Annotated in this window: 26 protein-coding genes and 3 riboswitches; of the genes, 4 read left to right on the forward strand and 22 right to left on the reverse strand. The window is 46.9% G+C overall.

Features of this window, described 5'->3' with window-relative positions; genetic code table 11:
* Positions 1 to 16: 16 nt before the first annotated feature.
* Positions 17 to 1,321, reverse strand: coding sequence for an EAL domain-containing protein (locus tag ACQCVH_RS09645; RefSeq protein ID WP_426835491.1), 1,305 nt, complete (start codon positions 1,319 to 1,321; stop codon positions 17 to 19).
* Positions 1,322 to 1,489: 168 nt separating this feature from the next.
* Here ACQCVH_RS09645 and ACQCVH_RS09650 point away from each other — a divergent pair, with 168 nt between their 5' ends.
* Both ACQCVH_RS09650 and ACQCVH_RS09655 read left to right on the forward strand, forming a co-directional pair.
* Positions 1,490 to 1,756: a DUF3055 domain-containing protein gene (locus tag ACQCVH_RS09650; RefSeq protein WP_224904729.1), complete on the forward strand. Its 267-nt coding sequence runs from the start codon at positions 1,490 to 1,492 to the stop codon at positions 1,754 to 1,756.
* 69 nt (positions 1,757 to 1,825) lie between these two features.
* Positions 1,826 to 2,116, forward strand: a complete 291-nt coding sequence (locus ACQCVH_RS09655) for a cytosolic protein (protein ID WP_426835492.1) — start codon at positions 1,826 to 1,828, stop codon at positions 2,114 to 2,116.
* Between the two features lie 30 nt (positions 2,117 to 2,146).
* Here the strand turns inward: ACQCVH_RS09655 and ACQCVH_RS09660 are convergent, their stop codons facing one another.
* Positions 2,147 to 2,422, reverse strand: a complete 276-nt coding sequence (locus ACQCVH_RS09660; protein WP_009791458.1) for a YutD family protein — start codon at positions 2,420 to 2,422, stop codon at positions 2,147 to 2,149.
* A gap of 111 nt (positions 2,423 to 2,533) precedes the next feature.
* Here ACQCVH_RS09660 and ACQCVH_RS09665 point away from each other — a divergent pair, with 111 nt between their 5' ends.
* Complete coding sequence (locus tag ACQCVH_RS09665) at positions 2,534 to 3,232, forward strand: YhcN/YlaJ family sporulation lipoprotein (protein ID WP_257992284.1); 699 nt, start codon at positions 2,534 to 2,536, stop codon at positions 3,230 to 3,232.
* Between the two features lie 67 nt (positions 3,233 to 3,299).
* Here ACQCVH_RS09665 and lipA read toward each other — a convergent pair whose 3' ends face one another.
* Positions 3,300 to 4,220, reverse strand: coding sequence for a lipoyl synthase (lipA, locus tag ACQCVH_RS09670; protein WP_224904734.1), 921 nt, complete (start codon positions 4,218 to 4,220; stop codon positions 3,300 to 3,302).
* 188 nt (positions 4,221 to 4,408) lie between these two features.
* Between lipA and ACQCVH_RS09675 the strand changes: the two genes are divergently transcribed.
* The gene (locus ACQCVH_RS09675) at positions 4,409 to 5,401 is read left to right on the forward strand and encodes a M23 family metallopeptidase (protein WP_426835493.1); all 993 of its coding nucleotides are present in this window, start codon (positions 4,409 to 4,411) and stop codon (positions 5,399 to 5,401) included.
* Positions 5,402 to 5,466: 65 nt separating this feature from the next.
* On the opposite strand, the gene ACQCVH_RS09680 is transcribed toward ACQCVH_RS09675, so the two are convergent.
* The 19 genes from ACQCVH_RS09680 to ACQCVH_RS09770 form a co-directional block, all read right to left on the reverse strand.
* Positions 5,467 to 5,571 (reverse strand): methionine/alanine import family NSS transporter small subunit, encoded by a 105-nt coding sequence (locus ACQCVH_RS09680; protein WP_022544349.1) that lies wholly within the window; start codon positions 5,569 to 5,571, stop codon positions 5,467 to 5,469.
* Positions 5,571 to 7,082 (reverse strand): sodium-dependent transporter, encoded by a 1,512-nt coding sequence (locus ACQCVH_RS09685; protein ID WP_426835494.1) that lies wholly within the window; start codon positions 7,080 to 7,082, stop codon positions 5,571 to 5,573. Before ACQCVH_RS09685 ends, ACQCVH_RS09680 begins: the two co-directional genes overlap by 1 nt.
* Before the next feature lie 329 nt (positions 7,083 to 7,411).
* On the reverse strand, positions 7,412 to 8,986 hold the full coding sequence (locus ACQCVH_RS09690; RefSeq protein WP_426835495.1) for a Na+/H+ antiporter NhaC family protein: 1,575 nt from the start codon (positions 8,984 to 8,986) through the stop codon (positions 7,412 to 7,414).
* A 143-nt stretch (positions 8,987 to 9,129) separates the two neighbouring features.
* A riboswitch (Lysine riboswitch) is annotated at positions 9,130 to 9,333 on the reverse strand.
* A gap of 65 nt (positions 9,334 to 9,398) precedes the next feature.
* The gene (yunB, locus tag ACQCVH_RS09695) at positions 9,399 to 10,148 is read right to left on the reverse strand and encodes a sporulation protein YunB (RefSeq protein ID WP_426835496.1); all 750 of its coding nucleotides are present in this window, start codon (positions 10,146 to 10,148) and stop codon (positions 9,399 to 9,401) included.
* A gap of 61 nt (positions 10,149 to 10,209) precedes the next feature.
* A complete protein-coding gene (locus tag ACQCVH_RS09700) occupies positions 10,210 to 11,316 on the reverse strand; it encodes an HD-GYP domain-containing protein (protein ID WP_426835497.1) in 1,107 nt (368 codons plus the stop codon).
* A gap of 182 nt (positions 11,317 to 11,498) precedes the next feature.
* Positions 11,499 to 11,798: a YunC family protein gene (locus tag ACQCVH_RS09705; RefSeq protein WP_426835816.1), complete on the reverse strand. Its 300-nt coding sequence runs from the start codon at positions 11,796 to 11,798 to the stop codon at positions 11,499 to 11,501.
* A gap of 68 nt (positions 11,799 to 11,866) precedes the next feature.
* A complete protein-coding gene (locus ACQCVH_RS09710) occupies positions 11,867 to 13,222 on the reverse strand; it encodes a bifunctional metallophosphatase/5'-nucleotidase (RefSeq protein WP_426835498.1) in 1,356 nt (451 codons plus the stop codon).
* A gap of 86 nt (positions 13,223 to 13,308) precedes the next feature.
* A complete protein-coding gene (locus ACQCVH_RS09715) occupies positions 13,309 to 14,154 on the reverse strand; it encodes a DUF72 domain-containing protein (RefSeq protein WP_426835499.1) in 846 nt (281 codons plus the stop codon).
* A 408-nt stretch (positions 14,155 to 14,562) separates the two neighbouring features.
* Entirely contained in the window at positions 14,563 to 15,960 is a 1,398-nt protein-coding gene (sufB, locus tag ACQCVH_RS09720; RefSeq protein ID WP_224904756.1) for a Fe-S cluster assembly protein SufB, read from the reverse strand.
* A 53-nt stretch (positions 15,961 to 16,013) separates the two neighbouring features.
* A complete protein-coding gene (gene sufU, locus ACQCVH_RS09725; RefSeq protein ID WP_426835501.1) occupies positions 16,014 to 16,457 on the reverse strand; it encodes a Fe-S cluster assembly sulfur transfer protein SufU in 444 nt (147 codons plus the stop codon).
* Positions 16,447 to 17,676 (reverse strand): cysteine desulfurase, encoded by a 1,230-nt coding sequence (locus ACQCVH_RS09730; protein ID WP_426835502.1) that lies wholly within the window; start codon positions 17,674 to 17,676, stop codon positions 16,447 to 16,449. Before ACQCVH_RS09730 ends, sufU begins: the two co-directional genes overlap by 11 nt.
* A complete protein-coding gene (gene sufD, locus ACQCVH_RS09735; protein ID WP_426835503.1) occupies positions 17,676 to 18,986 on the reverse strand; it encodes a Fe-S cluster assembly protein SufD in 1,311 nt (436 codons plus the stop codon). The genes ACQCVH_RS09730 and sufD overlap by 1 nt, the downstream gene beginning before the upstream one ends.
* A 17-nt stretch (positions 18,987 to 19,003) precedes the next feature.
* Positions 19,004 to 19,789, reverse strand: coding sequence for a Fe-S cluster assembly ATPase SufC (sufC, locus tag ACQCVH_RS09740; protein ID WP_009791479.1), 786 nt, complete (start codon positions 19,787 to 19,789; stop codon positions 19,004 to 19,006).
* Between the two features lie 390 nt (positions 19,790 to 20,179).
* A complete protein-coding gene (locus ACQCVH_RS09745; RefSeq protein WP_009791480.1) occupies positions 20,180 to 20,332 on the reverse strand; it encodes a YuzK family famiily protein in 153 nt (50 codons plus the stop codon).
* A gap of 308 nt (positions 20,333 to 20,640) precedes the next feature.
* Positions 20,641 to 21,018: a carboxymuconolactone decarboxylase family protein gene (locus ACQCVH_RS09750; protein ID WP_426835504.1), complete on the reverse strand. Its 378-nt coding sequence runs from the start codon at positions 21,016 to 21,018 to the stop codon at positions 20,641 to 20,643.
* 148 nt (positions 21,019 to 21,166) lie between these two features.
* Complete coding sequence (locus tag ACQCVH_RS09755) at positions 21,167 to 22,015, reverse strand: MetQ/NlpA family ABC transporter substrate-binding protein (RefSeq protein ID WP_426835505.1); 849 nt, start codon at positions 22,013 to 22,015, stop codon at positions 21,167 to 21,169.
* A 15-nt stretch (positions 22,016 to 22,030) separates the two neighbouring features.
* Entirely contained in the window at positions 22,031 to 22,699 is a 669-nt protein-coding gene (locus ACQCVH_RS09760; protein WP_224904766.1) for a methionine ABC transporter permease, read from the reverse strand.
* Positions 22,692 to 23,717, reverse strand: coding sequence for a methionine ABC transporter ATP-binding protein (locus ACQCVH_RS09765; protein ID WP_426835506.1), 1,026 nt, complete (start codon positions 23,715 to 23,717; stop codon positions 22,692 to 22,694). The genes ACQCVH_RS09760 and ACQCVH_RS09765 overlap by 8 nt, the downstream gene beginning before the upstream one ends.
* Before the next feature lie 195 nt (positions 23,718 to 23,912).
* Positions 23,913 to 24,022, reverse strand: a riboswitch (SAM riboswitch).
* 128 nt (positions 24,023 to 24,150) lie between these two features.
* A complete protein-coding gene (locus ACQCVH_RS09770; protein WP_426835507.1) occupies positions 24,151 to 25,467 on the reverse strand; it encodes an O-acetylhomoserine aminocarboxypropyltransferase/cysteine synthase family protein in 1,317 nt (438 codons plus the stop codon).
* A gap of 95 nt (positions 25,468 to 25,562) precedes the next feature.
* A riboswitch (SAM riboswitch) is annotated at positions 25,563 to 25,660 on the reverse strand.
* Between the last annotated feature and the right edge of the window lie 86 nt (positions 25,661 to 25,746).

Consider the following 25,746-nt stretch of genomic DNA (forward strand, 5'->3'; position numbering starts at 1 on the left):
TCCTTTCAATTGGCCCCTATGATGACAACAGGCCTTTCTGAAGCAGATCTGGCCGGGCATAAAAATACCCCTGCGCCAGGTCCACTTTATTGCGGAAGAGGACAATCGCCTCCTCTTCACTTTCAATGCCTTCTGCCACCACCAGGGAGCCGGTTTCTTTTGCCACCAGGAGCAGACCTTTAAGCATGGATTCCTTCACCTTATTTTTGTCGATATTCTGAATAACAGAACGGTCAATCTTGATGATATCCGGCATGATTTCCGTAATGGAGTTCAGGCTGGCATATCCTGCTCCTGTATCATCGATGGCAATCCGGAATCCTAAAGTCCTGAGTACCTTTATATTGTAAATAAAATACTCCATTCCTTCAATTGAATCCCTTTCAGTCACTTCGATTGTCATCTGGCGCGGACTGATTCCTTGATGCCTGGCAAGCAGCTTTTTTATATCCCTGACAAAAAGCTGGTTGCCCAGGGTGATCGGGGTGAAGTTAATGAAAATATCCTGCTGGCAGCCGGTCGTTTCAATCTGTTCAATTATCTTTTCCATCACGATCATTTCAAGGTCATAAAGCATGCCTGTCTGCCTTGCGACTGAAAAAAGCTGAAGCGGATTTTCAAGCTGGGTCCCCTCCGGACCGCGAGTCAGCATCTCCCATGCCTTCACTTCCTTTGTAGCCACATCAAGGATAGGCTGGGCGAGAAGGCGGATTTCTTTCTTGGCGACGATTTTGCTCATGCTGTACAGCATTTCATTGAAATCGGACTGCACCCTTTTTTCCGCCATGGCAAGAGCCTGCTGATGTGCCTTCAGCACAGCTTCTTCTATAGAGTAGTGCTTTTTCTCAATAAACATGTATCCGGTTTCAATTTGCGGGGTGACTGCCGGATGGCTCAGGAGAAGATTCCGTTCTGATTCCCTGAGGATTTTCTTCATGATGCCCTCAATTTCTGAGATGCAGCAGCGCTCATGGCCAACCTCAATGAATAAAGTAAGTCCATCGCTATAATGATCATGGAGGAGAATGACCTCCTCTTCCTTCAATTCGGCCTGGATTGTAAGGCAGAATTCCCTTTTGATGCTTGATATGTAAGCAAAATAGCCGGTTTGTCCAAGCTGGTCGGAAATCTCTCTAAGATTCTTAATTGTAAAAACCGCGACAGCTACCTCAGATCCTTTACGGAATGCCCGCTTCACACCCTGGATGATCGGGTCCCTCAGGATAAATTGGGGAGGATAATAACGGATGCTGGACAGCGGGAATACAATTTTTCCCCAGTTGAAGAAATTGCGGAGCTTTTGTCTGCTTTTATGGACCATTTGTCTCATTCCTCTCAGGAGTCGGCATTTTTCTTGAATCTATTGTACCATAATTTTTCCAAATCGTTTTTTTTCATTGCGGCAAAATAGAATAAAATCACAGTACTTCAAGGAGGCACCTTCTGATAAGATAAGGATAATAAGAAAGCTCAAGGAGGAATCGGCAGGATGTCCGAAAGATTTTTTTTATACGATGATTTAGAAGAAACGAAAACGAGATTTGTCAGTTTTATGGGGGAAAATCAGCGCTTCGACCTGGCCATTATCCAGTCGTCCCGCTATTATGGAAAGCAGCTCGTTCTTGATATCCAGGGAAGCCGGTTTGCCATCATTGGACCTGATGACCTGAAAGAAGAAGGATACCTGGAATATGCCTTCAAACTGTCTGAAGAAGATGCGGAAGAACTGCGCTCCTTCTTATATGAGATGGTCTAGTGCCTTTAATCGCCAACTTGCTCCTTATATCTTATAAAGGAATGCAGATACTAGGCAAGAGGTGATAGAATGAGCGATGATAAAGAAAAAGAAACTTATACGGATTTTTCGAATGTGGAAACCCAGCGTAATTTCCTTGTGCCTGAGACGCTTCCGGAAGGTCCCTATGGCTCCCCGAGAGGGAAGGATGAGCCTGTCGAGAATAAGAGCACTCCATGGCGCGAGGGCCAGCGCTATTACAGCGCCTTTAATTATGAGTTCAAATCCCTCCACCAAAATCTCCCAAGGCAGATGGAGGGTGCCCATCCGACCCATGATGATCCAGATAAAAATGAAGAGCCGCCATATACGTCAAAATAAGATAAAACAAGAGCCGATCATCGGCTCTTGTCAGGCTTTTATCTTTTTAACAACAAAGTATGGGCACCCAAAATTGCAATATTCGTATAGATATTCAGTCAGCGTGCTTATCTTTGTATCAAAAGTGGCTTTCTGGTTCTGGTCGTCAAAAAAGCCCCTGAGCCTAAGCTGCCCATAGCCCCAGTCCCCCACAATATAATCATACTTTGTCAGGATCTCGCTGTACCTTCCGCGGAAGGCCTCTTCATTAAAACCATCTGTTCTCTCTTCAATCAGCTCATAACAGATATTATTGATGCAAACCATGTATATCACCTCTCATGTCTTCCTGCTACTTAAATTATAACTGATTCCCCATCAATTACTAAGAAAAAAAAGTATACACATGGTCATGATAGTAATGAGGGGGTGTTTTAATTGAAGAAGTCCATCATAATAGCAGGCCTTTGCAGCCTTTCAGCTCTTGCTGCCTGCCAGAATTTTTCCTCCAAGGATGAAATGTATGAGGAAAGCGGCCATACGATCAATGTGAATGATCAGCGGCCTGAATTGTATAACCAGAATTACAGGCGCGGCAATAATATGAGCGAAAGCTTTGGCTATGTCCGCCACCAAAGAAGCCCGATCCCGGGAGACAACTCTTCCAATGACCATTACGCTGCCATCAACCGGGAGCAGGTTGCCGATATCATCGCCAAATATTGCACAGATGTCCCTAATGTCGATGATGTATCAGCTCTTGTAACGGATGAAGAGGTCCTGCTCGTATATGATACAGATTCAAAGGACCGGGCTGAGACAGCAGACCAGGTGAAAAAAATGGCCATGTCCGTCATACCGCGCTGGTACCATGTATACGTTTCTGACAATACCAACTTACGCAAAAATGTGGAAAACTATGCGACCATGGATGCAGACAGCCGCAACATGGAATATGCCATCAATGAAACGATCAAAGAAATGCTTCAGTCCCCGCAGGGCAGAAAAATGTCCTCAGGCGAAAATGAAAACGGTGAAGCCCAGGGTGAGATGAATGACGATACTGATCATGACGATATTAGCGAGGCTTTGGACAAAACGAAAGCAAAAAAGGACAGCAGCCCTCAAATGAAATAATGATATGACTAAAAAGAGTTCAGCAGGAGCTGAACTCTTTTTCATATGCTCTAATCATTTTCCCGCTTTAAGCCTGCTGGACGCTTTGCTCCTCGCCCATTAGCTGCTTCTGCTTCGCTGCAGCGTTGACCTGCTCATCGGCATGGTAGGAAGAGCGTACAAGAGGGCCAGCCTCACAATGGCTGAAGCCTTTGCTCATGGCAATTTCCTTCAGCTCCTGGAATTCATCAGGGTGGTAGTATTTCTGGACTTTTATGTGCTTCTTGGTAGGCTGCAGATACTGGCCGATTGTCATGATATCTACATCATGGGCACGAAGGTCATCCATGGTTGCAATAATTTCTTCTTTTGTTTCGCCAAGGCCGATCATCAGGCTGGACTTTGTCGGAATATCCGGCTGCATTTCTTTGGCGCGCTTCAGGAATTCCAATGAGCGCTTATATGTAGCACGTGCACGGACTCTTGGAGTCAGCCTTTCAACTGTTTCAATATTATGGTTCAGGATATCCGGACGGGCATCCATCAGCATTTTAAGGTTTTCATAAACACCGCCCATATCTGAAGGCAGCACCTCGATGCTTGTGAACGGGCTCTTGCGGCGGATTGCCCTTACAGTTTCAGCGAATACAGCTGCCCCTCCATCCTTCAGGTCATCCCTTGCTACGGCTGTAACAACTGCATGCTTTAGGTTCATCAGGGCAACTGAGTCTGCCACTCTTTCCGGCTCCTGTAAGTCCAGCTCATTTGGAAGTCCTGTTTTAACCGCACAAAAACGGCATGCACGTGTGCATACGCCACCCAGGATCATGAAAGTTGCCGTTCTTCTGACTGCCCAGCATTCATGAATATTCGGACATTTCGCTTCCTCACATACGGTATGAAGGTTTTTTTCCCTCATCATTTTTTTGAGGCCATTGTAATTTTCATTCGTGTTTAATTTTATTTTCAGCCATTCAGGCTTGCGGATATGTTCTTCTTTTTGGCTCACTATTCCCACTCCATCCATTCAATCTTGTCCCCAGAAAACCGGACTGATTTAGACTTCATGATGTCACTTTAACATAATGAAGAAGGCAGAACAAGCCATTCCTCTCATCATTACCATTAATTGATATAGATGAAATGCCGCTCTCTTTCACAAACTAAACTGCAAACAAGACCGAAAGGAAGGTTTCCATGCGCATACTTTTGACCCTTCTGCTGCTGTTCTCCCTTTATCCGGCCAGGACAGATGCGGCTGAAAGCCCGGATCTGGCGGAGATTTACAGCAAAAGAATGCAATTATACAGAAATACAGAGGCCATCACCAATGTACCATGGTATTATCTGGCGGCTGTCGACCAGTATGAGCGCAGCATCCGCAAGGCGCGCCGGGACCTCCCGAAAGCTGAGGGACTGACAGGCATTTATTTTAAGCCGGAAGAGTGGGCCGGCCTCTTAAACCCCAATCTGGAGGATGATAACCCTGCTTCCATCCAATTTTTCGGAGGCATGGGAGTGGATGGCAATGGTGATGGCAAAGCTTCATTGAAGGATGACCAGGATGTCATTTATGCTTTTGCCCACTTTCTTCTTTCTTATGGAGTTGACCATGATAATATAAAAATTGGGTTATGGGATTATTATAAACGGGATAAAACCGTCGGGATCATCATCGGGCATGCTGAGATCTATAAACACTTCGGACGGCTGGACCTTGACGGCCATGCCTTTCCCGTTCCCTTCAGAAGCAATCACAGCTACAAAAATACCTGGGGGGATGCAAGGGGCTGGGGAGGCAGGAGGATTCATGAAGGAACAGATATTTTTGCCGACTACGGCGTCCCCGTGAGGGCCACCAGCTACGGCATTATAGAAATGAAGGGCTGGAACAAGTATGGCGGCTGGAGAATCGGCATCCGGGATATCAATAATAACTATCATTATTTTGCTCATTTGAGCGGCTTTGCTAAGGATTTGAAAGCAGGGCAGATTGTTGAACCGGGCATGCTGATCGGGGGTGTAGGAAGCTCCGGCTATGGCCCGCCGGGAACATCCGGGAAGTTCCCGCCTCATCTTCACTACGGAATGTACAAAGACAATGGGTATACGGAATGGTCCTACGATCCTTATCCGCACCTAAGGCTGTGGGAGAGGCAGGATAAGATTCAGTCCCGGAAAAAGAAATAAGGGCCGGAACCATTGTCCCCGGATAATAAATAAAGGCTGCCGAAAAGATTCGGCAGCCTTTGCTTTCATGACTTTTTTGCTTTTGAAACTGCAAAGGAAATGCTTGCAGCAAGTCCTCCCCAAATGATAAGCATCCCAACGATCATCATTGTTATTGCACTAGCAGACATTATTGAGAAACCCCCTTCTTATCCGGGACAGAAATGGTGCCTTTATCCCACTTGAATGCCATGAAGATGAATCCGAGTACAATGGCGCCGACCGCGACTGCCCATCCTGAATAGATGATAAAGCCTGTCGGGTAGCCCTCGTAATTGTCCTTGATATTAGTGTAGATGTTCTGGATCATCATATAGCCAAGGATCAGCGGTGTAATAACAGTCAGGCAGATCCTCCACCACGCGCCCAGAAGGATATCTGAGACGCTGTCCGCATGCGACTGGATGCTTTTCAGCTCCCTCAGCACCCATGCAATCACGACAACCTCTACAAGGCCTGCAAGAGCTACACCGAACTGGTTGATGAAGTAATCAGCTGCATCAAGGAAATAGAGGCCGCTGTCTGTCGCAAACAATACGGAAATGATGGCAGAAGCCCCGCCTCCAAATAATACTGCTTTTGTACGGGACACTTTGAACTTATCCTGTACACCGGCAACAAAAGTTTCCACGATTGAGATGAGTGATGTAAGACCTGCAAGGACCAGGCATAGGAAGAAGAAGAAGCCAAACAGTCCGTTTAAAGCAGGGAATTCACTAATGATCTGCGGGAATACCACGAAAGCAAGGCCCACACCTGAACTAACAACCTCATTGATTGGCACGCCTTGCTGTGCAGCCATGAAGCCCAGTGCAGCAAAGACGCCGATCCCGGCGAGAAGCTCAAACCCGGAATTTGCAAATCCAGTGATGAATGCACTGTTTGTCAGATCCGTCTTCTTTGGAAGATAGCTGGAGTACGTAATCATGATCGCAAATCCGATTGATAAGCTGAAGAAGATCTGGCCATATGCGGCCACCCATACTCCAGGATCTGCAATCTTGCTCCAATCCGGCTTGAAGAAGGCATCAAGCCCCTGGACAGCTCCATCAAGAGTCAGCGCGCGAACAACAATGATTAAAAATAAGATAACAAGGGCTGGAATAAAGATTTTGTTCGCTACTTCTATCCCTTTTTTCACGCCTTTAAACAATACGCCAAGAGTAATGAGCCATACAAGGATCAATGGGAAGAATACGCCTGGGACGATCGTGCTGATTGATCCCGGTGCATCTGAAAGCTTAAGATATTCTCCGAAAAAGAAGCCATTCGGGTCATCTCCCCAATTCTGATTAAAGGAGAATCCTGCAAAAGACATGGCCCATGCAATGATGACCGCATAATAGGTAGAGATGACAAAGGATACTGCTACCTGCCACCAGCCGATCCATTCGTACTTTTTGCTCAGCCTTGCATACGTAAGCGGAGCGGAGCCTCGGTACTTATGGCCCAGTGTAAATTCGAGGATGAGAATCGGTATTCCTGCTGTCAGAAGTGCAAACAGATAAGGAAAGAAGAAAGCTCCTCCTCCATTATCATAAGCTACCGCAGGGAATCTCCATATATTCCCCAGCCCGATCGCTGATCCGACAGCTGCCAGAATGAAACCTGCTCTCGTTCCCCATTGAGGACGATTATCCATAATTCTATTTACCCCCATTTCATTTCCAATTCTTTTTGAAAAGCACGTCTCAAGAGTTGGAAACTTTTATATTTTCTGATTTTTTAGTATAATCTAAACATAGTATAGCCACAATTTCCTATGTTGTCAAAGCTTTATTTTTTGAAAATTATTATTTTTAAATAATAACTTCTAAGCCCCTTAATGCCCATCCACCTCCTTAATATACTAATATTCTCCCATCGGATAGACTATCCATAAAATTCTGGCGTTTTTCATATAAACCGGTCTTCAAATTACTCTTTCAAGCAATTAAAAAAGAGGCGCCCTCTGAGGGATGCCTCTCAATATCAATCCGTTAATTCAGCAGATGTTCCCTGCCCGCGCCCCGCAATGAAGGCAAAGGCAGCTAAAAGAACTGCCACAGAAATCAAAGCAAAAATGGTGCTTCCGGTAAATCCGATCACCAGGTATCCCACAGCCGCGATCAGCGCTGATATGAGTGCATACGGCAGCTGTGTCAGCACATGGTCGATATGATTGCAGCCTGCCCCTGTGGATGAAAGGATGGTTGTATCTGAAATAGGAGAACAATGGTCTCCGAATACCGCTCCGGCCAATACGGCTGCCATTGCAGGCAGAAGGAGCGAAATATCGGTAGCTGCCACAACATCGCCGGCAATCGGAAGCAGAATGCCGAAGGAGCCCCATGATGTTCCAGTACTGAATGCCATGATCCCTGCAATCCCAAACAAAATGATTGGCAGCAGGGAAAGGCTGATATTGCTGTTTTCCACAACACCTGCAAGATATGTCCCGGTTTCCAGCTGGCCGATCAGATCAACGATCGCCCAGGCAAAGATCAGGATATAGACGGCAGGAAGCATGGATTTAATTCCTTCCCAGATTCCTTTTCCGAATACACCTGCACTTACACCCTTCAGTACGACAGCCTGGCGAAGGAACAGCAGCAGTGTTAGAGCAAGCCCGATCAGGCTCCCGATAATAAGGGATTTTGCTACGTCAGTATTTTCGAAGATTTTCAGGATTGTTGCACTTCCCTCGACTGCGGTGTATCCAGTCCAGATCATTGCTCCGACGGTTCCAATGATCAATGCAATGATCGGCCAGACAAGATCGCCGACGGACCCGGTTGTACTTGTTGGAAGGTCATCCTTCAGCTCTCCAGGGGCAGGCTTATCAGGATCCAGAACCAGTCCTTCTTTTACAGCCCGCTCTTCATGGGCTTTCATCGGCCCGATTTGAATATTTCTGAATGCCACAATAAATACCATGGCAAGAGCAGTCCATACATACAGGTTCATCGGCACCATCTGCATGAAAGCTGAGAATGCCGAGTACTCTGTGACCCCATGACCGGCAAGAATTGTCCCGATAAGGGCAATGATATAGGCACCCCAGCTCGAAACAGGGGAAACAACACACACCGGAGCAGATGTAGAATCGATCAGATACGCAAGCTTTGCCCTTGAAACTTTATGGCGGTCCGTTATCGGCCGTGAGATTTGGCCGACAGCAAGCGCATTGAAATAATCATCTATGAAAATAATGATGCCAAGCACTGCACCGACAAGCTGGGCGCCAGCCCGGGTTTTCACCCGTTTCATCGCCCATTCCCCGAACGCGCGGCTTCCTCCCGAAATATTGATAAAAGCGGTAATGATACCAAGAACCAGGAGAAACAGAATAATATATACATTCCAGGTATTCAGTGCGCCATCAGCAGCAAAAATTCCTTTGACGGCCTCCCAGATGATGTTCAGTGTTTTCCCGATGCCAAAGTCGGCAAGCAGGAAGGCAGCGGTTATGATCCCGACTCCTAAAGATAATAATACCCTTCTTGTCAAAACGACCATTAAAATGGCCACAAGCGGCGGCAACAGTGAAAATATCGTGTTTGCCAATTTCTCTCCTCCTCCTTGTATGATGACAGGGGGGAACTTCCAGACGAAGATGCCGTTTCAGCTGATGTCCAGCTGAAGACAATAAAAAAGAGCAATGATAGAAAATCCATCATTACTCTTTCTAAGTAATAGGTTTCTCCATCACGATCTGTAGCTCCCCATTATAAGGCTTATCCAGCATAATCCTGGTTTGCCTTTATAATGACAGTGCTGCCCTTCTTCAAAGCAGCCCCAGCAATGGAATGCGGACACATGTCAATTGCTTCGGCAAAAATTCCCTTTCTGATGCGGTCAACGTTGTCATCCTCGCACATCTTACTCTTGAATTTTGCACCTCTACCCCACCGGATATGATAAGGTCATATTAATTTCTATAATACTATAACAGGCACCCTTCTTTTTAGCAAATCCATTAATTAGCAGGCAGCTCAATGGAAGGGGCAGAATCACCGCCGCCCCCGTTATAGAATTGGGGCACATCTCCCGGAATGACTCCCATGGCCACAGGTACATCCTCCTGCACATGTATAACTTTTGTAGCAAAAGGTATGATGATCTGGACCTGGACATCCAGGCGGACAAACACTTCCACCAATACATTATTGATTCCATGGTCTTCACTTTTTCTGATTACATTTGATGTAACAGATCCCACTGAATTGAATTTCACCGGGATTCGGGGACCGAGATTCCCCAAGAGGGCGTTATTGGTTGCCTGGCCCAATGGCACATAATAGATGATCCCATCCTGCTTTTTGGATCCTTTTGTTTCAATCTCTATGTCTGTGAATGATTCCAGGGCTGAAAGATCGCCCTGTTCAGCTTTTTTGATATTGTCCTGAACCATCTCCGTCACTTCTGCCTTCACACGGTTTAGCTTCTCGGTATTGATGGTTATGACAGAACCATCGCCGCTTTTAACAAACATCTCCTCAAGGTCCATTACATTCGTGATTTTTTTGTTGATGGCATTGTTAATGACCAGTGATGCGATTTTCCTCGTCTGAGAGTCAGCGTAGCTCATCAGGGTAGGCTCAAGCCCTTTATTGATGATCCATATTCCGGCTGCGGTCGAGAACATAAAAAACACAAAAGTCAGCAGAAAAACATATCGGAAAGGAAGCGGGCCTTTCCTTGGGAGCCGGCCGCCGATTTTAGCCAAAGCAAATCCCCCCCTTTACAAGCTATATGTATGCTGCAAAGGGGGGAACTAGCAGAAAAAGTTAGATTTTATTTGCTGTTTCCGGCATCCGCATTTCACAGCCGGTGACAATCACGGTAAGCTCTTCTGCCAGATCGAGATCGAATGGTTCAACCGGAAGGCCCTCTTTTTCAAGGATACGGACGACTGGCCTGTCTGACACCCCTTTATTCTGGCGGACCACCACTCCTGACCTGCCGTCATTCAAATGGATCATCATCCCGGCCGGATAGACAGCTACAGAGCGCCGGAAAGCTTCTACCACAGCTGTATCAAATTGTTTACCTGAGCCTGCATACAATATTTCGAGCCCCTCATGCGGCAGCATGGCCCCCCTGTAAACACGGTTGGAGGTGACGGCATCGAATACATCAGCGACGGCAATGATTTTGGCAAACAGATGGATTTCATCTTCCACCAGCCTCCTTGGGTAGCCGCTTCCGTTCAGCCGCTCATGATGCTGATATGCACAGTGGGCAGCTAGCAGAGGCAATGTATGTACTTTGCGCAATATGTCAAAGCCGGCTTCTGCATGTTTTTGTATTTCTGTGAATTCGTCTTCTGTCAGCTTTCCTGTCTTGAAGAGAATTTCAGTTGGCACCTTCATTTTGCCGACATCATGGAGAATAGCCCCGATCCCCAGCATATCCAGCTCCTGCGGCTTTAGCTTCAGCTCTATGCCGATCGCGAGGGAATAGAGCGTCACATTCAGCGAATGGGAGAAAATATAACTGTCATATGTACATACGTCCGCCAATAGGCCAAACAGATCTTTATTATCATTAATCTGCTGCACTAGATCCCTGATGATCTGTTTAAAGCTTTTCGACGATTTTTCAATAATGATCGAGTCTGACAGCTTGTCCCCTTTCTTGATCTGGGTGAAAGTTTCTTCAATGGTAGAAACCGCTTTCCTTTTCATCGCCGCATCGATCGAGCTGCCGGATTCTATATCGTCCGTTCTCGGGTCCTTTATATATATATATGTGACACCAAGGTCCCCGAGCCTGGCAAGCAGCTTCTCCGAAAGCTCCACTCCGTCGCTGACAAGCACAACACCCTTATCGCTTAAAACCGCTTTTGCAAGAATGGCCCCCGGATGTACTGATGAGGTAGCTACTAATCTCATATAAAAGCTCCAATCATTTCTGTCTCATTTTACGTCCTTCATCCTATCCACATTATAGTAGAAAATTCTACAAAATACGACTGATAATGGTAATCTTTGCACAAGGTAATTTCTTTAGGCTTCTATTCAGAATGAATTGCTCCTTTGAGGCAAAAAAAGAGCCGCCTGCTGCGGCTGGCTCTCTACAGCATTTTCAGCAGGGCGTCCCTGCCGATCATGCCTTTATGGATTCCAAGTTCTTCAGCCTCAAAGGTGACCGACTCCAACGGTGCTCCGAGGAGCTGCTCAATCGTGCGGACACCAACAGCCCTTCCGGCAATCACTTTCCGGTCCTTCAGCTTTTCATTGAGCAGGGCGACGTCCAGCGCTCCGCACATAATATAGCCCTTTTCGCTCGAAACTGCGAGCAGGGTCGTTTTCGGCAGCTGAACGGATACGCTTAAAAAGGTATGGCCGTCAATGATGACAGGCGACAGTTCCATCAAAAGTATCCACTCCTTTCGCTTCATAAACAGATTATGTAAGCAAAAGGAAAAGGTGCCAAAACACATTATTGATGCTGCTGCAGCTTCCATTCCAGCAGGTGCCGCAGGAAATCGGGGAAGAAATATTCCTTGCCGGCAGCCCTGCGGATCTCAGGAAAAAAGGGGCCGAATGTGAACATGTCCGGGATGGCGAGGGAATAGCTTTTCTCACTGTCGAGCGCCTGACCGCCTATCTGCATATTTCCGGAAGAATCCATTTCTATCCCGGCGCTGATCATTTTTCCCATGAGGGTTCCGCGGAAACCAAGGCCTTTGACCTGCAAATGCTCCCACTCATCACTATTGGCATGAATAAGCACTCCCTTCAGCTCGGCCCCGGTCAGCATCACTTTACATGGATTGATCGGATGAGGGCAGATTCTGTGGAGATCATACAGCGTTGCCTCATTCTTTTCCAGTCCCTCGAGGATCAAGCCTTCGTTAAGGAGGGCTGCATCCGCCCCGCACTTTTCCATCAGTGCATCACACAGGAGACCGGCAAGCTGGTTTTTGCCAATGCCGCCATTAGGCAAAGAGGCTGCCGGTACATCAAGCAGGCTTTTTCCCTTGTGGTAGAGCTCCTCAATGATTTGTTTCTCATTAACGGCCGGGGGCAGTTCATTTGTGTCATACAGCTGAGCCTTTTTGCTGATGACTGTATTCGTTTCCGTGGTGTCTATTTCCAGCATGACATGCCCGGCATAAAACCCGTGCTTACCGGCTGCTGCCAGCAAGGAGCCTTCAACCATTTTCCCTTCATGCAGGATATGATGGGTATGGCCGCCAAGAATTACATCGGCTTCCGGAAATTCAGCCGCCAGCCTTTCATCATCATGGATGCCAAGATGTGACAGCATGACGATGATATCCGCCTGTTCCCTTACCTCTGGAAGCACCTTCCTAATCTCTTTGAAGGGGTCTGTCAGCTTCCATCCGAGCAGATCATAGAAATGTTGATAGTTTGCTGTTACACCGACAGCAGCCACCCTTAATCCGCTTACAGTCTCATAAATTGCGTATGGCTTGACCCAGCCGGGCCTCTTTCCATCTTTGTAAAAAAGGTTGGCTGTGATGACATCAAAAGCCGCTTTCTCATAGAGTGTGTCCAGAGAGCCAAAAGGAAGGGTAATTCCTTCATTATTGCCGATGGCACCAGCAGTGCAGCCTGCCTCATTAAGCAGCTCTGTATTGCACTTCCCGCCAGTAGCCTCAGTAAGCGGGTGCCAGCGGTCGGCATGGTCGCCGATATCGAAATAGAAGAAATCTTCTCCTGCCCCCTCATGCCATTTGCGTCTTTCTGTCAGAAGCCGGTGAATCCTCGGCCAGCGGCTAAAATGGCTGTGCAGATCATTTGTATGGTAAATATGGATAACTTCTTTCAAACATGAAACCTTCTTTCCTTTTCCCATCAGGCTATGCAGACCGGCCAGCAGACCGCTTACAATGGGGAGGCAGAGTCTTCCTCATTTTAGAACAGATCAAGCTGCCGGGGAGCCAGGCCTGTATACTCAATTCCCATCATATCGACCAGCTGGAGGGCATTATCTGCCGCATCCCCGCCTGAGTTATTATTAAAGACAGCATATACCTTCTTTGTGCTTTTTTCCAGTTCCCTGAGCGCCGGAGCCCAGCTGGAAAGCTCCTCCTCGTTATAGCGGTAGAGGTATCTCACTTCCCGCCAGTTCTCCGCGTTCTTTTTCTGCCAGCCATGCACATTCCTTCCGTGGAAACGGACCAGCACCTTTTCCGGATGGGTACTTTCCAGAACTGTTGGGACAGATCCCTCGCCTGACTGGGGCTCATCGCAAATACTGTGAATCCATCCTTCCTGCTCCATGAACCTTAAGGTCTTGTCCTTCATTCCCGGATAGAACCATGTTTGATTGCGAAATTCCAGCGCACAAGGGATATCCTTCATCTGCTCCTTGCACCAGCGCAGATAATCAACATTTTCCCTTCGGCAGTCAAACCATGGCGGAAACTGAAAAAGCGCCATGCCGAGCTTATCCTTGGCGATATAAGGCTGCAGGGAATCCTTAAACGCTGTAAACATCTCTTCCTTGCTGTCAAAAGGGATTTCTCCCCGCTGATGGCCAGTCATACCCTGATAGGCCTTAATGATGAATTCAAAGCCTTCAGGCGTTTCTTCTGTCCACTTAAGTGCATTCCTCAGAGGCTGGACAGCATAAAAAGAAGCATCCACCTCTACAATAGGGAAATATGCTGCATATTCCTTCAGCTTATCACGCGGGGATATGCCCTTTTTATCCAGGCTGTCATGGTCACCCCAGCCTGTGAGTCCTATATTGATCATGCTGCAGCCTCCTTCCTGTTCTCTATGTAACGTTCTATTTTCCCTTTTTCACCTCTGGAAAAACCACGAAGCACTCCTGCCTCTATTATACAAGAACACCCGTCAGGCCGCTTTCAAGGTGCCTTTAAAAGAGGAACAAAAGCGCAAGCGCCTTGGTCACCCCATAAGGAACGCAGACTAAGAACGCCACGTCCTGTGGCAGCGTCTGCATGATCCCCTTCCTGGGGGCCTCAAGACGAACCTCCCGGAAAGGCGTTCTTTGCTTTTTGGGGAGGTTTGGCTTGTGACCTCGGCGCAGCTGCTGGACGTTGATCAAGAATTGATAATAATCCACAAGACTTACAATTTTTATATTTCTATACAACAAAAAACCCATCCGGTAAAATTCCCGGATGGGCTCAAGCTTGATCAGCCGATGGAACCTTCCATCTCGAACTTGATCAGACGGTTCATTTCAACTGCATATTCCATTGGAAGCTCTTTTGTAAATGGCTCGATGAAGCCCATTACAATCATTTCTGTCGCTTCTTCTTCGGAGATGCCGCGGCTCATCAGGTAGAACAGCTGCTCTTCCGAAACCTTAGATACCTTCGCTTCGTGTTCAAGCGAAATGTTATCATTCAGGATTTCATTGTATGGGATTGTATCAGAAGTAGACTGATTATCCATGATCAATGTATCGCACTCAATATTTGCACGAGCGCCTTCCGCTTTGCGGCCGAAGTGCACGATTCCGCGGTATGTTACTTTACCGCCCTGCTTAGAGATTGATTTTGATACGATTGTAGAAGAAGTATTTGGAGCAAGGTGGATCATTTTTGCCCCTGCGTCCTGGTGCTGGCCTTTCCCTGCAAGTGCGATGGAAAGGGTCATGCCGCGGGCGCCTTCTCCTTTCAGGATAACAGCCGGATATTTCATTGTCAGCTTGGAGCCGATATTTCCGTCAATCCATTCCATTGTCGCATTGGCTTCACATACAGCCCTCTTTGTTACAAGGTTGTATACATTGTTAGCCCAGTTCTGGATTGTTGTATAGCGGCAGTAGGCATCCTTTTTAATGATGATTTCTACAACTGCACTGTGAAGGGAGTTCGTTGTATAGACTGGAGCTGTACATCCTTCAACATAGTGTACATGGGCGCCTTCATCCACGATGATGAGCGTGCGCTCAAACTGCCCCATATTCTCTGAATTGATGCGGAAGTAAGCCTGAAGCGGAGTATCCACCTTTATGCCTTTTGGCACGTAGATGAAGGAACCGCCTGACCACACAGCAGAGTTCAGAGCCGCAAACTTATTGTCGGTCGGAGGGATTACCTTCGCCCAGTGCTCGCGGAAAATATCTTCGTTTTCCCTTAAAGCAGAATCTGTATCCTTGAATACGATTCCTTTTGCTTCAAGATCTTCCTGCATATTATGGTAAACAACCTCTGACTCGTACTGCGCAGAAACACCTGCAAGGTACTTCTGCTCCGCTTCCGGGATGCCAAGCTTGTCAAACGTCTGCTTGATTTCTTCCGGCACTTCGTCCCATGAGCGTTCTGTCTTTTCAGAAGGCTTTACATAATAAGTGATTTCATCAAAGTTTAATGACGCTAAATCTCCGCCCCATTGAGGCATTGGCATGTTGTAGAAATGTTCAAGAGATTTTAAACGGAAGTCAAGCATCCACTGAGGCTCTTCTTTCAGCTTTGAAATTTCCTCTACAATTTCCTTCGTCAAACCACGTTTTGAGCGGAAAATGGAAACGTCTTTATCGGCAAAACCGTATTTATAATCACCGATTTCAGGCATCTTTTTTGCCATCGTCGTTTTCCTCCATTCAGGGCAGACAGGGCCTTATAGCCCTGTCTTGCCGTTTATTGTTGTTCTTCTTCCTTCAGGCCCTTTTCCATGGCCTTCCAGGAAAGAGTCGCACATTTGATGCGGGCCGGGAACTTTGAAACGCCCTGGAGTGCTTCAATATCACCCAAATCCAAGTCTTCATCATACTCTTTGCCCTGCATCATATCTGAAAAGATCTTTGAGAGCTTTAAGGCATCTTCAACTTTCTGGCCCTTGACAGCCTGGGTCATCATAGATGCTGAAGACATTGAGATGGAGCAGCCTTCACCATCAAATCTGGCGTCCGCCACCTTCCCATCCTCAACCTTAAGCGTCAGCTGGATCCTGTCTCCGCAGGTTGGATTGTTCATATTGATCGTCAAGCTGTTATCTTCTTCAAGAACCCCTTTATTGCGGGGGTTTTTGTAATGATCCATAATGACTTGCCTGTACAGGGTATCTAAATTATTAAAAGACATCGCTGAAATACTCCTTTGTTTTAACAAGTCCTTCAACAAGCTTATCAATATCATCTTCCGTGTTGTACAGGTAGAAACTGGCCCTTGCCGTTGCCGAAGCCTTGAGCCATTTCATCAGCGGCTGTGCACAGTGATGGCCTGCCCTCACCGCAATTCCTTCAGCATCAAGGACAGTCGCCACATCATGCGGATGGACATCATCAAGATTGAAGGTCACAAGTCCGGCTCTCTCGCCGGCATCCTTCGGTCCATAGATGGTCATGCCTTCAACTGATGACATTTTTTCCATGGCGTAGGCGGCAAGCTTATGCTCATGGGCTTCAATGTTTTCAAGGCCGACTTCCTGAAGGAAATCGATTGCTGCTCCAAGGCCGATGGCTCCCGCGATAATCGGGGTGCCGGCCTCGAACTTCCAGGGAAGCTCCTTCCAGGTAGAGTCATAGAGATCAACAAAGTCGATCATCTCTCCGCCGAAGAGGACAGGCTCCATGTTTTCAAGAAGCTGCTTTTTGCCGTATAAGACACCGATCCCGGTAGGGCCGCACATCTTATGTCCTGAAAAAGCAAGGAAGTCGCAGTCTAAATCCTGGACATCCACCTTCATATGAGGCGCTGCCTGTGCACCGTCCACCACCATAATTGCTCCATTCTCATGGGCAATCCTCGCGATGTCCTTGATCGGATTCATGACGCCAAGAACATTAGACACCATCATAATGCTGACAATTTTCGTATTGCTTGTAACCGTCTTGCGGACATCCTCCAGTGAAATGGTGCCGTCCTCCTGAAGTGGGACATATTTCAGCACCGCTCCGGCTCTTTTGGCTGCCTGCTGCCACGGAATGATATTGCTGTGGTGCTCCATATAGGAGATGACAATTTCATCACCTTCGGAAAGATTGTCTCCTCCATAGCTTGAAGCGACCATATTCAATGCGCTTGTTGTCCCGCTCGTGAAGATCACTTCCTCAATCGAACGGGCATTTATGAATTTCCTGGCCTTTTCCCTTGCACCTTCATACGCATCCGTCGCTTTTGTACCGAGGGTATGCACCCCGCGGTGAACATTGGAGTTATACCCGCGGTAATACTGGTCCAGCGCCTCGATGACCTGTACGGGCTTCTGGGAAGTTGCGGCGCTGTCAAGGTAAACCAAAGGCCTTCCGTTGACTTCCTGGTTCAGAATAGGGAAATGTTCACGGATATCCTTGAAATCCATTACTTAACTTTCCTTTCAATCACATCAACAAGCTGCTTTTTGACTCCTTCGATCGGAAGTTCTTTCACGACCGGAGCAAGGAATCCGTGGATGACAAGGCGCTCTGCCTCTGTCTGCGGAATCCCCCGGCTCATCAGGTAGTACAGCTGCGTTGGATCCACACGGCCGACAGATGCTGCGTGGCCTGCCGTTACATCATCCTCATCGATGAGAAGGATCGGATTTGCGTCTCCGCGCGCCTTTTCGCTCAGCATCAGAACGCGGGACTCCTGCTCTGCATTCGACTTCGTTGCACCATGTTCAATCTTGCCGATGCCGTTGAAGATAGAAGAGGCACTTTCTTTCATAACACCATGCTTCAGGATATAGCCTTCTGTATTTTTACCGAAATGGACGACACTTGTCGTGAAGTTCTGCTTTTGCTCCCCGCGTCCGACGACAACGGTCTTCGTATCGCCGACAGAACCGTCGCCAATCAGGTTCGTTACGTTTTCGGAAATTGTTTTTCCATCATTCATGAGTCCGAGAGCCCATTCAATGCGGGAATCCCGTTCCGCCCTGCCGCGGCGGTTAACATACGTAGTGATCCCTTTTGCAAGGTTATCAACTGTCCCGTACTGCACCCTGCTGTTTGTGCCTGCAAGCACTTCAGTGACGATATTGAAAATTCCGTCTGCTGAATCGATTGTTGAAAGGTATGTTTCAACATAAGTAACACTGCTGTTATCTTCAGCTACGATCAGTACATGGTTGAAGACATTGGCTTCTTTGTCATCATGCAGATAGATCGCCTGGATTGGCTCAGATATCTCAACATTGCGCGGCACATATAAGAATGCCCCGCCGTTCAGAAGTGCTGCATGAAGTGCTGTCAGGCGGTGTTCATCCACCTTAACGCCATCCTTCATGAAATACTTCTGCAGAAGGTCGCCGTATTCGCGTGCAGCTGTGAAGATATCCGCAAAAATGACTCCCTGGTCCTGCAGTTCTTTCGAAAGGGAAAGATGTGTCGGGCGGTTATTGCGCTGGATATAAAGGTTCTTGCTCTCTTTATCCAGGTCAATCAAGGATTTAGCTTCTTCCGGAAGATTGTCAAGTGAGCCAAAATCTTCGCTTTCTACTATATGCTTTTCAAACTGTGTGAAGTTCCATTTATCGATCTTTGTTTTATCAGGTCGCGGCATTGGCAGCGTCTCAGCGTCAGCAAGAGCTTTTACACGCAAGTCTGTCAGCCAGGCCGGTTCACCCATTTCTTTTGAAAAAGAGCTGATATACTCTTTGTCAAACGGCAATTTCGTTTCAATAGTCATCGTGATCCCCCTAACGCTTACGCTTCTTGCCCTACGGTTTCGTCTTCAATGCCAAGTTCTTTCTTGATCCAGTCATAACCTTCAGCCTCAAGGCGCTGTGCCAGCTCAGGCCCGCCTGATTTAACGATGCGGCCCTGCATCATGACATGCACATGGTCAGGAGTGATATAGTTAAGAAGGCGCTGATAGTGAGTGATGATCAGGCAGCCGAAGTCTTCGCCGCGCATTTCATTGATCCCTTTGGAAACAACCTTCAGGGCATCAATATCCAACCCGGAATCGATCTCATCAAGGATGGCGATTTTCGGTTCGATCATCATCAGCTGCAGGATTTCGTTGCGCTTTTTCTCGCCTCCGGAGAAGCCTTCATTCAGATAGCGCTGTGCCATATCCTGGTCCATTTCAAGGAAGTCCATCTTGCTGTCCATTTTGCGGATGAATTTCATCAATGAAATTTCATTGCCTTCTTCCATGCGGCTGTTGATTGCAGAACGCAGGAAGTCCGCATTTGTAACTCCGCTGATTTCACTTGGATACTGCATCGCAAGGAACAGACCTGCACGTGCACGCTCATCCACTTCCATCTCAAGTACATCTTCATTATCCAATTCAATGCTTCCTGAGGTTACCTCATATTTAGGATGTCCCATGATTGCAGATGAAAGGGTTGATTTACCGGTTCCGTTAGGACCCATAATCGCGTGGATTTCTCCGCCTTTCACTTCAAGATTGACCCCTTTAAGAATTTCTTTGTCCTCAATAGAAACATGAAGATCATTAATTTTAAGTGTAGATCCAGCCATCATTATACCTCCGTCAATAAAAAAGATTTGTATATACCGGCAAGAGCCGCAAATCTCTATTCTCATTTTATTCTCATTACAATCTTATAACAAATAGAAAGTGTTAGCAACTCTTTAACAACACGCAGATAGTATTAATTATCTGGTAAGAACTTTTATTGGCTAAACCCTTTCCGCTTCCCTGGATCGAAAACTGGAAATCCAGGCATGTCCAAACTATTTTTCCCTGCAGAGAGGCTTTCAATGTACATGAATTCTGGTGCAGTCCCTACAGTTTAACATAAGTATAGTCCGGGCTCCTACTGTTCCTGTTCCGCTTTATCCTAAAAGAAAAACCAGTGCGGGATCACACTGGTTTCAACTGGTTTTCTTCCTTATTATATATAATTCTTAAGAATGTACTTTTCTTTCCAGATCCGCTACCATACGCTGGCTTTTCAGATAGTCCTGCTCGCGCCTTTTTTCTACGCTCATCCGTACATCATGTTTTCGGCTGTAGACCTCATAGCCGACACCGTGGGCACTGTGCATCGCTTTTTCCATTTCACTTGTGTAATTCAAGTCCAGCTGACTGATAGTAAATCAATCCTTTCGATTTTGTCGCTTCCGCGATTTATTTTACTCATGGAATATCGTAACACTCCTCATATACCACGCTCAAACAGGAAAAAACCTCATTTTGTATAATTCATTAAGGTATCCCCTCTTGAAGGGACCTCATCTCCGCCATCCTTACAATTCCGGCTGAATTCTTCCATATAAAGGTTGTCTCTCTTCCAAAAGCCCATACAGCAGGCAAAAAGGAAGCAGCCCTGCTTCAGACAGGACTGCTTTATCAAATAGATCTGCTTTTATTGCTTCATCTGCCCCTGATTCAATTCATCCATCGCTTCCTGCACAAGGGTGACTGCCTGGCTCATTGCTGCGCCGCCGCCAAAAGCCGCTGTTACGCCGACTGCTTCAAGCACTTCTTCCTCACTTGCCCCCTGGTCAAGGCAGCCTTTCACATGATAGATAATGCAGTATTCATCCTGAGAATACAGGCTGATTCCAAGGGCAATCAGCTGCTTTTGCTTTTGGGAGAGGCTTCCTTCTTTAAAGCATGCCTCTGTGAATGCATTATAATGCCTGGCCAGATCCGGCATTTTTTGTGTAAATGTGCCAAGGCCCATTTTATAGTCATGAAGAGCTGCTTCGATTGAATTTGACGGTTCGTATGAATGCTCCATTCGTGTCCACTCCATTCCTGAAATCTTTAACACCGTTAGTATGTTTTATTTTCAGAAATGCTATGCGGGCTCAATATGGATCAGCATGTACTGTTTTTTGGCATAAGAAAAGGCAGCCTGCATTTTCAGCGGCTGCCTTTTTCTTTTATTACTCAGATACAGGAACAACTGCACCTTCATATTTTTCAAGGATGAAATCCTGGATTTCTTTAGAGTGGAGCACTTCAACAAGCGCCTTAACCGCTTCTTTATCTTCATCGCCGCTCTTAACAGCGATTACGTTCACATACGGAGATTCCTTGTCTTCGATTGCAATGGAATCTTCAATTGGGTTCAAGCCTGCATCAATAGCGTAGTTAGAGTTGATCAGAACTGCATCGCCTTCATCGTTGTTGTAGATCTGCGGAAGGAGTGAAGCTTCATATTCTGTATCAAACTCAAGGTTTTTCTCATTTGTTTCAATATCGTCGATTGTAGCCTTGATTTTGTCTACGCCTTCTTTAAGAGTGATAAGGCCTTCTTTTTCAAGCATAGTCAGGATACGCCCGTGGTCAGCAACTGAGTTGCTCATCAGAACTTTCGCACCGTCCGGAAGCTCATCAAGGCTCTTGTATTTCTTTGAATACACACCGATAGGCTCAATGTGGATTCCGCCTGCATTAACAAAATCATAATCATTTTCTTCAATTTGCGCTTCAAGATACGGGATGTGCTGGAAATAGTTTGCGTCAAGCTCGCCGGAATTCAGTGCCTGGTTAGGCAGGATATAATCCTGGAATGTTACGACCTCAAGTTCTACTCCCTTTTCTTCCAAAAGCGGCTTTGCTTCTTCAAGAATTTCAGCGTGCGGGACATTGGAAGCTCCCACAACCAGTTTGGATGTTTCTTCTTTCCCGCTGTCCGCGTTTCCTCCGTCAGCATTTTCTTCTGATGTTCCGCATGCTGAAATGACGAGCGCTACGGCAAGTGCCAATACAAGTGATAACCATTTTTTCATTAGTTAAGTCTCCTTTTATCGTTTGTCTAGTTTAGAAGTTATAATGTCTCCAATGACTTGGATGATAAACACAATCAGCAGGATGACGATCGTCGCCATCAGGGTTACATCAAAGCGGTTCCGCTGGAAGCCTTCCAGATAAGCAAGGTTCCCAAGCCCCCCTGCACCAATGACTCCGGCCATTGCAGTAAAGCCCACAAGCGAAATGGCTGTAACGGTAATGCCGGATACAAGAGCCGGCATGGATTCAGGCAGGAGCACCTTAAAGATGATTGTGCTCGTTCTGGCACCCATCGACTTGGCTGCTTCAATGACGCCTTTATCGATTTCCCGCAAAGCAATTTCAACCATACGGGCATAAAATGGTGCTGCGCCGATGATCAGGGCAGGCAATGCTGCGTTTTCTCCGATCATGCTGCCCACAAGAAATTTTGTGAACGGGATCAGCAATACGATTAAGATGATGAACGGGATGGACCTGAATACATTGACAAACGCCGCAATAATTTTATTGATGAGTGCATTTTGCCAGATGTTCCCCCTTGAAGTAAGGAAAAGCAGCAGGCCGAGCACGATTCCCAGTATAAACGTGACCACAACGGAGATGCCTGTCATATAGAGCGTTTCATTTGTCGCTTCCCACATCTTATCCCAGTTAACATTTGGGAAAAATTCATTAAGCATTCGAAATCACCTCCACGCCAACTTGCTGTGCATGGATATATTCAATCGCTTTGGCAATTTCGCCAGCCTGCCCATCAAGATGGATGAACAATGTTCCATAAGAGCCGTTTTGTGTCTGCGATATTTTCCCTTGAAGGATATTCACGGTCAATTCAAAGGAACGGATCAGATTCGTGATGAGCGGCTGTTCAGCCGATTCCCCGACAAAGGACAGCTGTACGACTTTTCCGTGCGGATACAATCCAAGCAAGGCCTCTGCAGTCTCTTTTGTTTCCTCGGGTTCTGTGACCTGCTGGACAAATCTCTTTGTGATCTGCTCGCGCGGGTTTTTAAACACTTCAAGGACAGGGCCGATTTCCACGGCCTTTCCGCCTTCCATGACAGCGACCCGGTGGCAGATCTTCCTGATCACATGCATTTCGTGGGTGATAAGTACTATGGTCAGTCCAAGGCGGCTGTTGATGTCCACAAGCAGGTCCAGAATGGAATCCGTTGTCTGAGGATCAAGCGCCGAGGTTGCCTCATCGCACAGAAGCACCTTCGGGTTATTGGCAAGTGCCCTGGCGATCCCGACGCGCTGTTTCTGCCCGCCGCTCAGCTGTGAAGGATATGCATCCTCACGGCCGTCGAGGCCGACCAGCTTGATGAGCTCGGTTACTCTTTTTTCTCTTTCCTGGCGCGGCACTCCCGCAATTTCAAGCGGAAATGCAATATTGTCCCTGACGGACCTGGACCAGAGAAGGTTAAAGTGCTGGAAAATCATGCTGATTTCCTGGCGCGCTTTGCGCAGCTCCGCACCTCTGATTTTTGAGATCTCCCTGCCGGCGACCGTGACCGTTCCCTCTGAGGGAAGCTCAAGTCCGTTCAGCATCCGGATCAAGGTGCTTTTCCCTGCACCGCTGTATCCGATCACTCCGAAGATTTCACCTTCCCTGATTTCAAGGTTGACATCATCAACAGCTTTGACTGGACCCTTTTTTGACGAATATATCTTTTTAACATCTTTTATTGAAATCAATTGCCGTATTCACCTCTTTTTATATCCAATTAGACAAATGGCTTTACAGAGATATAACATCCTGCCAATCCTCTTAAAAGTAGTTTCCTGAAACCAGGGCAAGATTATTCCATGGCTTCAAGACAGGAGACTTTTTCTGTAAAAATAAAAATGCCTTTCTGCATGTGAGCAGAAAGGCATGATGGAATTACCTTTCTCTCATCTGCCAAAGCTTTAAAAGCTTTGTGTGAATTGGCACCATTTCAATAAATATTGACGGTTGCCGGGCTTCATCGGGCACATCCCTCCACCTCTCTTGATAAGAGCTATCATATATGAAGTTCATTTTCATTCATTAGCCATTTTTGAATTACGAGTGCTATCGTATCATGGATGAAAAAGGGTGTCAACAACAAAGTTTAATACTAAAAAATTACCTGCTGATTGCTGATGTTTATACCTTCCCAGCCAGTGAATGGCTTCCCGTTGCAGCTTCAATTGCCTGCTCCAGGTCCTCGATCAGATCTTCGGCATTTTCTATGCCCACAGAAATGCGGATCAGATCCTCCGGCACCCCTGCTGACTTAAGGCCTTCTGAGTCAAGCTGCTGGTGAGTGGTGCTGGCAGGATGGATGATGAGGCTTTTGGCATCACCGACATTGGCTACATGCGCCCACAGTTCCAGGCTGTTGATCAGCTTGGCACCGGCCTCCCTGCCTCCCTCAATCCCAAAAACAGCGACAGCTCCGGCTCCTTTAGGCAAATACTTATCAGCAAGTGCCTTATCAGGATGGTCTTCATCCCCCGGATAAAGCACCCAAGTCACAGCAGGGTGATTCTTTAGATACTCTGTCACCTTTTTTGTATTGCTGATATGCTCCTTCATCCTCACATGCAGTGTTTCAAGACCGAGAGTGAACTGGAATGCGTTCTGCGGGCTGAGTGCCGGCCCCAGGTCCCTCAGCAGCTGGACTCTGGCTTTGACGATAAAAGCTGCCGCACCGATTGCCTCACTGTACACCAGGTTATTGTAGCTGGGGTCCGGATTGGTGAAGCCCGGGAATTTCACTGAATTCCAATCAAAACGGCCTGCGTCTACAATGATTCCCCCCATTGTTGTACCATTTCCCAGCAGCCATTTTGTTGCTGAATGGATCACAATGTCTGCACCAAAATCAATCGGCCTGCAAAGGTATGGAGTGGCAAAGGTATTGTCAACAATCAGCGGTATGCCGGCATCATGGGCAACTTCGGCCACTTTTTCTATATCAAGGACCTTTAAGCTCGGATTGCCGATTGTTTCAGCAAACACTGCTTTTGTTTTATCAGTGATGGCCTCCCTGAAATTTTCCGGGTCCTCGGGGTTGACCAGCTTCACATTGATTCCGTATTTAGGAAGGGTCACAGCAAATAAATTATACGTCCCTCCATAAAGGTTTGAAGCTGCTACAATTTCATCTCCGGCCTGGGCGATGTTCAGAATGGCAAGAGTGATGGCAGCCTGGCCGCTTGCAACAGCAAGTGCCCCTACGCCGCCTTCAAGCAGTGAGACCCTTTCCTCAAATACAGTAACTGTCGGATTATGGATTCTTGTATAGATATAGCCCGGCTCCTTTAAGCCAAACAGATTGGCAGCGTGTTCTGTATTCTGGAACTGATAAGCATTATTCTGATAGATCGGCACTGCCCTTGCCCCTGTTGCCGGATCAGGCTGCAGCCCTCCGTGTACACCAAGTGTTTCAAAACGATAGTTCTTTTGCTTCTCTGCCATTGTCATCTCTCCTTCGGGTTTCAGAATATATTCATTGTGCCGGATCGCTGATGTAAAAATAAAAGCCCCTCTGCAGAAGAGGGGCTTTTTCGCTCAACTTATCTGCCAGAGTCATACTCTGCTGGAATTAGCACCGGTTCATGCCGGTTGCCGGGTTTCATCGGGCCAGTCCCTCCACCTCTCTTGATAAGAAATATGAAATTTTTAGCGTGCTTGAAGTTAAAATGATAGTATCATAACCAGCAAAAAAGAGTCAACTGATTTTTTAGAAAGTTCAGT

The organism is Bacillus infantis, assembly GCF_050107595.1.
In the GTDB taxonomy this organism is placed as follows: domain Bacteria; phylum Bacillota; class Bacilli; order Bacillales; family Cytobacillaceae; genus Bacillus_AB; species Bacillus_AB infantis_C.

Bases quoted from the DNA above. Each gene is read 5' to 3' on its own strand.
- ACQCVH_RS09755 (WP_426835505.1), bottom strand. From the start codon at position 22,015: ATGAAAAAATGGTTATCACTTGTATTGGCACTTGCCGTAGCGCTCGTC.
- ACQCVH_RS09680 (WP_022544349.1), bottom strand. From the start codon at position 5,571: ATGTCTGCTAGTGCAATAACAATGATGATCGTTGGGATGCTTATCATT.
- sufU (WP_426835501.1), bottom strand. From the start codon at position 16,457: ATGTCTTTTAATAATTTAGATACCCTGTACAGGCAAGTCATTATGGAT.
- ACQCVH_RS09760 (WP_224904766.1), bottom strand. From the start codon at position 22,699: ATGCTTAATGAATTTTTCCCAAATGTTAACTGGGATAAGATGTGGGAA.
- ACQCVH_RS09700 (WP_426835497.1), bottom strand. From the start codon at position 11,316: ATGAGATTAGTAGCTACCTCATCAGTACATCCGGGGGCCATTCTTGCA.
- ACQCVH_RS09745 (WP_009791480.1), bottom strand. From the start codon at position 20,332: ATGGAAAAAGCGATGCACAGTGCCCACGGTGTCGGCTATGAGGTCTAC.
- ACQCVH_RS09715 (WP_426835499.1), bottom strand. From the start codon at position 14,154: ATGATCAATATAGGACTCACAGGCTGGGGTGACCATGACAGCCTGGAT.
- ACQCVH_RS09650 (WP_224904729.1), top strand. From the start codon at position 1,490: ATGTCCGAAAGATTTTTTTTATACGATGATTTAGAAGAAACGAAAACG.
- ACQCVH_RS09660 (WP_009791458.1), bottom strand. From the start codon at position 2,422: ATGGTTTGCATCAATAATATCTGTTATGAGCTGATTGAAGAGAGAACA.
- sufD (WP_426835503.1), bottom strand. From the start codon at position 18,986: ATGACTATTGAAACGAAATTGCCGTTTGACAAAGAGTATATCAGCTCT.
- ACQCVH_RS09730 (WP_426835502.1), bottom strand. From the start codon at position 17,676: ATGGATTTCAAGGATATCCGTGAACATTTCCCTATTCTGAACCAGGAA.
- ACQCVH_RS09770 (WP_426835507.1), bottom strand. From the start codon at position 25,467: ATGGCAGAGAAGCAAAAGAACTATCGTTTTGAAACACTTGGTGTACAC.
- ACQCVH_RS09750 (WP_426835504.1), bottom strand. From the start codon at position 21,018: ATGGAGCATTCATACGAACCGTCAAATTCAATCGAAGCAGCTCTTCAT.
- ACQCVH_RS09705 (WP_426835816.1), bottom strand. From the start codon at position 11,798: ATGGAACTGTCGCCTGTCATCATTGACGGCCATACCTTTTTAAGCGTA.
- sufC (WP_009791479.1), bottom strand. From the start codon at position 19,789: ATGGCTGGATCTACACTTAAAATTAATGATCTTCATGTTTCTATTGAG.
- ACQCVH_RS09645 (WP_426835491.1), bottom strand. From the start codon at position 1,321: ATGGTCCATAAAAGCAGACAAAAGCTCCGCAATTTCTTCAACTGGGGA.
- ACQCVH_RS09655 (WP_426835492.1), top strand. From the start codon at position 1,826: ATGAGCGATGATAAAGAAAAAGAAACTTATACGGATTTTTCGAATGTG.
- ACQCVH_RS09675 (WP_426835493.1), top strand. From the start codon at position 4,409: ATGCGCATACTTTTGACCCTTCTGCTGCTGTTCTCCCTTTATCCGGCC.
- sufB (WP_224904756.1), bottom strand. From the start codon at position 15,960: ATGGCAAAAAAGATGCCTGAAATCGGTGATTATAAATACGGTTTTGCC.
- ACQCVH_RS09685 (WP_426835494.1), bottom strand. From the start codon at position 7,082: ATGGATAATCGTCCTCAATGGGGAACGAGAGCAGGTTTCATTCTGGCA.